Source organism: Thauera phenylacetica B4P (genome assembly GCF_000310225.1).
Classification (GTDB): Bacteria; Pseudomonadota; Gammaproteobacteria; order Burkholderiales; family Rhodocyclaceae; genus Thauera; species Thauera phenylacetica.
Genome location: NZ_AMXF01000527.1, coordinates 1 through 843 on the forward strand (window position 1 = coordinate 1; position 843 = coordinate 843).

Annotated in this window: 2 protein-coding genes; both read left to right on the forward strand. The window is 68.7% G+C overall.

Features of this window, described 5'->3' with window-relative positions:
* A partial coding sequence (locus tag C667_RS23475) for an ABC transporter permease (protein ID WP_004390978.1) occupies positions 1 to 543 on the forward strand: 543 nt, incomplete at its 5' end.
* A 112-nt stretch (positions 544 to 655) separates the two neighbouring features.
* Positions 656 to 843, forward strand: a 188-nt coding sequence (locus C667_RS23480) for an ATP-binding cassette domain-containing protein (protein WP_157302472.1), incomplete at its 3' end; no start/stop codon positions are given.

Genomic DNA, 843 nt, shown 5'->3' on the forward strand with positions numbered 1-843 from the left:
GGCACGCCGATGCTGGTGCAGCTGCTGCTGGTGTACTACGGCGCCTCGCAGTGGGAATGGATGCGCGCGGCCTGGGAGGCCGGGCACCCGCTGTGGACGCTGTTCCGCGAGCCCTACTTCTGCGCGCTCTTCGCCTTCGGCCTCAACACCTGCGCCTACACCGTGGAGATCCTCGCCGGCAGCATGCGCAACACCCCGCATGGCGAGCTCGAGGCCGCCAAGGCGATGGGCATGACGCGGCTGAAGGCGCTGCAGCGCATCGTGATCCCGTCGGCGCTGCGGCGCATGATCCCCACCTACAGCAACGAGGTGATCCTGATGCTGCAGGGCTCGGCGATCGCCAGCGCGGTGACCCTGGTCGACCTGACGGGGGCGGCGCGCAACGTCTATTCGCGCCACTTCGCGCCCTTCGAGGCCTTCGTCTTCGTCGGCCTGATCTACCTCATGCTGACCTTCGTGCTGGTGGGCCTGTTCAAGCTCGCCGAGCAGCGCTGGCTGGCCCACCTGGCACCGCGCAAGGCGGGGGCGGGCAGGTCGTCCTGATCAACCCCGCCGCGAGGACTGCGCTCCGGGCACCGCCGACCTGCGGCGGCGCGCTGCAGCATCCCGCGGCGACATGGCGGGCGCCTCGCGGGCGCCCACGCAAGAGAACAACATGAACCACAAGGCCAGCGTCGAACAGGTCCGCGTCGAAGACCTGCACAAATCCTACGGCGACCACGAGGTGCTCAAGGGCGTCTCGCTGACCGCGAACTCGGGCGACGTGATCAGCATCATCGGCTCGTCCGGCTCGGGCAAGAGCACCTGGCTGCGCTGCATCAACTTCCTCGAATGCCCGACCGC